We start from the raw sequence: 6,858 nt of genomic DNA, 5'->3' as shown, positions 1-6,858 counted from the left end.
ACCGGCGACAAAGGCGAAACTGGCGACAAAGGTCCTCAAGGTGATCCAGGCATCCAAGGTCCACAAGGTGCGCCAGGTGTAGACGGTAAGGACGGCAAAGACGGTCAAGACGGTAAAGCCGGCGAACAAGGTGCTCAAGGCGCCCAAGGTATCCAAGGTGAACAGGGCGAAAGAGGTCAAAAAGGCGAGCAAGGCGAGCAAGGTCCTCAAGGTGTCCAAGGTATTCAAGGTGCTGAAGGTGCCAAAGGTCCTCAAGGTGACAAAGGCGAAAAAGGCGACCGTGGTGACAAAGGTGAGAAAGGTGAACGTGGTGAACAAGGTCCTCGTGGCTTGCCTGGTCCAAACGGTGGCGAAAAAGGTGAAACCGGTGATAAAGGTGAAACTGGTGACAAAGGCGAAAAAGGCGACCGTGGTGACAAAGGTCCGCAAGGCGATAAAGGTCAGCCAGGTGAGCAAGGTATTCAAGGTATCCAAGGCCCGCAAGGTGCCAAAGGTCCTGACGGCGAGAAAGGCCCACAAGGTGAACAAGGTATCGCAGGTCCTCAAGGTCCACAAGGTGAACCTGGTGTAGATGGTAAAGACGGTAAAGACGGCAAAGATGGTAAAGACGGCGAACAAGGCCCTCAAGGTATCCAAGGCGTCCAAGGTGATAAAGGTGAGACTGGCGACAAAGGCGAAACCGGCGACAAAGGCGAAACCGGCGACAAAGGTGAAACCGGCGACAAAGGCGAACCCGGCGATAAAGGTGAAACCGGCGACAAAGGTCCTCAAGGTGAACGTGGTCCTGGTGGCGGTCCTAAAGGCGATAAAGGCGAAGACGGTCAAGACGGCTTTAGCCCAGAAGTTAAAGTCGATGACGACAATAAAGGCACCAAAACTATTACCATCACCGATAAAGCTGGACCGAAGTCGTTTACCGTAAAAGATGGTAAAGACAGTAACTCAATTAAAAACGTCTTAATCAAAGGTGTAGGCACCGCTGATGTTGAGGGTGTTATTAATGATGGTGTTGTTGAGTTAGATCTACGAAATGTTGATCATGGTGTAGTTACCGTAGGTACGGTTAGAATTGATGCTAATGGCATCAATGCTGGTGGTAAGAAAATTACTAATGTTGCGGAAGGTACTGCACCAACAGATGCAGTGAATGTAGCTCAGCTTGAGCAACGTATTGGAACTGTAAATACTCGTATTAATAAGGTTGAACAACGTGTCGATGAAGCAAATACTCGTATTAACAAGGTTGAACAACGTGTTGATACAGTAAATACTCGTATCAACAAGGTAGATAAACATCTGCGTGCGGGTATTGCTGGTGCGAATGCAGCTGCAGGTTTACCGCAAGTGTATGTTCCTGGTAAATCAATGGTAGCGGCTTCTGCTGGTACATTTAAAGGTCAAAGTGCGGTTGCAGTAGGTTACTCTCGTGCATCTGATAATGGTAAAACAATCTTTAAACTTCAGGGTAACGCAAATTCTCGTGGAGACTTTGGTGGATCTGTTGGTATTGGTTACCAATGGTAATTAACTATCTATAATTAGCTAGTTAGTAAAAGTAGTAAAATTTAAAATCTGTATCCCAAAAGTGAATATTCACTGAGTAGGGTGCAGATTTTTTTTATGAGCATACAGCTTTGAGATATAATGGGAGTAATTAAGTATTTTGGTGAGAGTTATGATGAAAAATAGATGGTTATTTCTTTCCGCATTAAGCGGATTTTTTTGTATTGCTTTTGGTGCATTTGCTGCTCACGGTTTAGAGAAAACGCTTGAACCCAAAGCATTAGCGTGGATTGATACAGGGTTAAAATACCAGATGTTTCATACTTTAGCGTTGCTAGGATTGGGATTGTTTCAAGTTGCAAATTTAGGGCAAAATCCCCCCGCTTGCAGAGCGAAAGCCTTTAATATTATTGGTGGCAGTTGGGTATTGGGTACACTCTTTTTTAGTGGTAGCTTGTATCTTTTAGCACTTGGGGCTAGCCGTATTTTTGTTTGGACAACGCCAATTGGCGGTACGATTTTTCTGATTGGCTGGGCAGCACTTGCCTATATTAGTGTGAGAAAACCTAAATCTTAATAAGTAGTAGAATAATAAAATGAATAAATTAGCATTACTCTGTCGAGCAGGTTTTGAGAAAGAAGTTGCTGGCGAAATAACCGATAAAGCCGCTGATCTTGGTATTTTTGGCTTTGCAAATTTAAAAGAGCAGAGCGGTTTTGTGATTTTTGAATGTTATCAGCCAAACGAAGCGGATCGCCTTGCTCAAGAATTAAAACTTACAGAACTGATTTTTGTCCGTCAAATGTTTGTAGTGGGCGAATTACTTCAAAATTTACCTGAAAAGGATCGTATTAGCCCTATTATTGAAGTATATCAAGCGATTAACCCAATTTTAAGTAGTGATATTGTGGTGGAAACGCCTGATACGAATGAGGCGAAAGAATTACTGACCTTTTGTCGTAAGTTTACTGTGCCATTGCGTACTGCACTCAAAAAACAAGGGTGGCTAGGAGCAAAAGAGAGCAGTAAAAACAGTGTTAGCTTACATATTTTATTTATAGGTTCGGGTAAATGTTATGTTGGTTATGCCTATAATCATAATCGCTCGCCATTTTTAATGGGCATACCCCGTTTAAAATTTCCGGCTGATGCACCAAGTCGTTCTACCCTAAAGTTAGAAGAAGCTATTTTGAGTTTTATTCCTACAAATGATGAGAAAAAACGGTTAAACGAACAGATGATCGGGGTCGATCTTGGGGCTTGTCCTGGTGGTTGGACATATCAATTAGTAAAGCGTGGCTTATTTGTTTATGCAGTCGATCACGGAAAAATGGCAGAAAGTTTACACGATACAGGGCGTATTGAGCATTGTTCGGAAGATGGTTTTAAATTCCAACCACCAAAACGTAAACAGATTGATTGGTTAGTTTGTGATATGGTGGAGCAACCAATGCGTATTGCTAAATTGATTGCAAAATGGCTTATCAATGGTTGGTGTAGAGAAACGATATTCAACTTAAAACTACCAATGAAAAAGCGTTATCAAGAAGTCAAACTTTGTTTGAATTATTTAGAAGAAGAACTGAATAAACAAGGACTTTGGTTTTCCATTCAAGCCAAGCATTTGTATCACGATCGAGAAGAAATTACCGTACATATTGCGGTAATGGGAAAATAGCATAAAGGTAAAATAGATAGGGTTGTGAAATAAGCAAAATGATTGTTAATAGTTATAGATAGTAAAATTATTAACAACCATTTTGTCCATTACACCTTATTCTAGTGAAGTGTATTCACAAACCGTTGATAAGCCTGTAGAAATGCTTCAAAATCTTCTAATCCACAAAAAGCGATACTTTCTTCGTTATAGAAATTAAACCCTTCTTCCATTTCATCTAAATCATCAAATGCCATATCCAAATTGTTAGCTTTTGCCATTACTTCATCGGCACTTAAATAGAGCGTATATTCTTTGCCTTCAAAAATAGCTTCATAATTTGGTGCAATACGGCATTTAGCAATTTCAGTAAAAATATCTTGTAACTCTTTTGGATTATTTGAGAGTTCGGTATTTAGCCAACGTGCGAAAGCTTCGTGATCCATTGAACATTTAGCCACAACACCGTGCATTGTATGAGTAAATTGATATTCCATTTTTTGTCCTTTTATTCTGCAGTCTTTAGCTTATGTATAGCGGTAAGATTCGCTTATTTTTTTACAAATTTTTAAATCAATCTTACCGCTTGATTAGCTTTTAAGTAATAAGTTTTAACCTTTAGCAAGGATAGCCTTTAAAAATCTTGCAGTGTGAGAATGTTTATCTTCAGCGACTTGCTCTGGTGTACCTGTCGCAATAATTTGTCCGCCACCTGCTCCACCTTCAGGCCCGAGATCGACAATCCAATCAGCTGTTTTAATTACATCTAAATTATGCTCAATTACAACAATCGTATTGCCTTGATCTCGTAAGCGGTGCAACACACTGAGTAGCTGTTTAATATCGGCAAAATGTAAACCTGTGGTTGGTTCATCTAAAATATAGAGTGTTTTACCTGTATCTCGTTTTGAGAGTTCCGTTGCTAACTTAACACGTTGAGCTTCACCGCCTGAAAGTGTAGTAGAAGATTGCCCTAAGCGGATATACGATAATCCCACATCAATCAGCGTTTGTAATTTGCGGGCAATCATAGGAACAGCATCAAAAAACTCACGAGCCTCTTCTACCGTCATATCTAACACTTGATGAATCGTCTTACCCTTATAGCGAATTTCAAGGGTTTCACGATTATAACGTTTGCCTTTACAGTGATCACAAGGAACATAAACATCAGGTAAGAAGTGCATCTCCACTTTAATTACCCCATCACCTTGGCAAGCTTCACAACGTCCACCACGCACATTAAAGCTAAAGCGTCCCACGTTATATCCCCTTGCTCTTGCCTCTTGTGTACCTGCGAAAAGTTCACGAATAGGTGTAAATAACCCTGTGTAAGTCGCAGGATTTGAGCGTGGTGTACGTCCAATCGGGCTTTGGTTGATGTCGATCACTTTATCAAAATGTGCAAGCCCATCAATACTTTTATAAGGGGCAACATTGCTATTTTCAGCACGATTTAACGCATTTTGTGCAATAGGGAATAAAGTATCGTTGATTAAGGTCGATTTACCTGAACCCGAAACCCCAGTAATACAAGTAAATAACCCAACCGGAATCTCTAAATCCACTTCTTTTAAATTATTGCCTTTTGCCCCTTTTAATGTCAGCAGTTTAGTAGCATCTCTTGGTGTTCGTTGTGCTGGGATCTCAATCTTCTCACGCCCAGATAAGAATTTCCCCGTCAATGACACTTCACTTTGCATAATTTCTTGAGCTGTTCCCTGAGCGATCACGTTTCCACCGTGAACACCAGCACCAGGACCAATATCCACAATATGATCTGCCGCCATTATCGCATCTTCATCGTGTTCAACCACAATAACGGTATTCCCCAAATTGCGTAAATGAATTAGGGTATTTAGCAGACGTTCGTTATCTCGTTGGTGTAAACCGATAGAAGGTTCATCTAACACATACATTACCCCAACTAGCCCTGCACCAATTTGGCTTGCAAGACGGATCCGCTGAGCTTCTCCTCCTGATAGCGTTTCAGCCGAACGAGATAATGAGAGATAATTCAAACCGACATTGACTAAAAATTGTAATCTCTCTCGAATTTCTTTCAGAATTTTTTCTGCAATTTTGGCTTTTTGGCCTACTAAATTCAGCTTATCGAAAAAGTCGAGAGCTTCACCGATACTTTTTTCTGATACCATCGGTAAATTCGTTTTTTCAATAAAGACATAACGTGCCTCTTTGCGTAAACGAGAGCCTTCACAATCTGTACAAGCTCGATTATTGATATATTTAGCTAATTCTTCACGCACTGAATTAGATTCAGTTTCTTTATAACGGCGAGCCATATTGTTAAGCACACCTTCAAAAGCGTGAACACGTTTAACACTATCGCCCCGATCATTCACATACAGGAACTCAATTTCATCTTTTGAGCCGTTTAGCACAATTTGTTGGATTTTCTTCGGCAGCTCATTAAATGGCGTCTCAATATCAAAATTGTAATGTTTAGCGACCGCTTTAAGTAAACCAAAATAGTAGAAACTACGGCGATCCCACCCTTTAATTGCCCCATTTGCTAATGAGATTTCAGGATTTTGCACAACTTTGCGTTCATCAAAATATTGTTGAACCCCTAAACCATCACAAGTTGGACAAGCTCCAGCAGGGTTATTGAATGAAAATAAACGTGGTTCGAGTTCATTTAAAGAATAACCACACTCAGTACAAGCAAAACTGGATGAAAACAGTAATTCTTCCGCAGAGGGATCGTCCATATCGGCAATAATGGCTGTAGAACCAGATAGATCCAGTGCCGTTTCAAAAGATTCTGCCAAGCGAGTAGCTATATCCGCTCGCACTTTAAAACGATCAACCACTACTTCAATGGTATGTTTTTTCTGTAACTCAAGTTTAGGCGGGTCAGAAAGATCACAAATTTCCCCGTCAATTCGGGCTCGAATATAACCATTAGCGGTCAGATTCTCTAAAAGTTTTACATGTTCCCCTTTACGCTCTTTAACCACAGGAGCTAGCAACATCAAACGTTTTCCTTCTGGCTCTTCCAATACACGATCAACCATTTGTGAAATCGTCTGTGCAGCCAGTGGTGTGCCGTGATCTGGGCAACGTGGTTCACCGACTCTAGCAAAAAGTAAACGTAAATAGTCGTGAATTTCAGTTACCGTACCAACCGTTGAACGTGGGTTATGAGAAGTTGATTTTTGCTCAATCGAAATGGCAGGAGAAAGCCCTTCAATATGATCAACATCAGGCTTTTCCATTAACGATAAAAATTGACGAGCGTAAGCTGAAAGTGATTCAACATAACGGCGTTGCCCTTCGGCATAAAGGGTATCAAAAGCTAAGGAAGATTTTCCTGACCCTGATAAACCAGTAATAACAATAAATTTATCTCTAGGTAAAATTAAGTTGATATTTTTTAGATTATGGGTTCTTGCCCCACGAATATCGATATGTTGCATAATGCCTTCTAAAGCTGTAAAGCAGGATAGTTCTATTTGTCGATCATTATCGCATAATTTGAATAACTGTACCAAATATCAATGTTTTCAGATTATTGACAAAGTCTTTTTTCATTCGGACGCCAGCGTGGCGTCCCTACAAGAAAAGTTATAACCAATTGAAAAATAACAGATTTTATTTTGTTGTGTAGGGACGCCACGCTGGCGTCCGTTTATTGAATACAACAAATTGGGGTTTGTCATCAGTCTGAATCATT

General features: G+C 40.6%; 5 protein-coding genes. 3 read left to right on the top strand and 2 right to left on the bottom strand.

All coding sequences use genetic code 11. The annotated features are described in order from the left end of the window. The 3 genes from A1D25_RS06390 to rlmM form a co-directional block, all read left to right on the top strand. A partial coding sequence (locus A1D25_RS06390) for a YadA-like family protein (protein WP_205420588.1) occupies positions 1 to 1,524 on the top strand: 1,524 nt, incomplete at its 5' end. A gap of 154 nt (positions 1,525 to 1,678) precedes the next feature. After that, positions 1,679 to 2,080: a DUF423 domain-containing protein gene (locus tag A1D25_RS06385; protein ID WP_157394863.1), complete on the top strand. Its 402-nt coding sequence runs from the start codon at positions 1,679 to 1,681 to the stop codon at positions 2,078 to 2,080. A 19-nt stretch (positions 2,081 to 2,099) separates the two neighbouring features. Continuing rightward, a complete protein-coding gene (rlmM, locus tag A1D25_RS06380) occupies positions 2,100 to 3,182 on the top strand; it encodes a 23S rRNA (cytidine(2498)-2'-O)-methyltransferase RlmM (RefSeq protein WP_157394862.1) in 1,083 nt (360 codons plus the stop codon). A 101-nt stretch (positions 3,183 to 3,283) separates the two neighbouring features. On the opposite strand, the gene A1D25_RS06375 is transcribed toward rlmM, so the two are convergent. Together A1D25_RS06375 and uvrA are read right to left on the bottom strand one after the other, a co-directional pair. Continuing rightward, complete coding sequence (locus A1D25_RS06375; RefSeq protein ID WP_157394861.1) at positions 3,284 to 3,658, bottom strand: YacL family protein; 375 nt, start codon at positions 3,656 to 3,658, stop codon at positions 3,284 to 3,286. Between the two features lie 114 nt (positions 3,659 to 3,772). Next, entirely contained in the window at positions 3,773 to 6,601 is a 2,829-nt protein-coding gene (gene uvrA, locus A1D25_RS06370; protein WP_157394860.1) for an excinuclease ABC subunit UvrA, read from the bottom strand. Between the last annotated feature and the right edge of the window lie 257 nt (positions 6,602 to 6,858).

The organism is Ursidibacter arcticus (assembly GCF_009761375.1).
GTDB lineage: Bacteria > Pseudomonadota > Gammaproteobacteria > Enterobacterales > Pasteurellaceae > Ursidibacter > Ursidibacter arcticus.
Note: the sequence above shows the minus strand (reverse complement) of the source record. Positions and strands in the feature narration are given on the sequence as shown.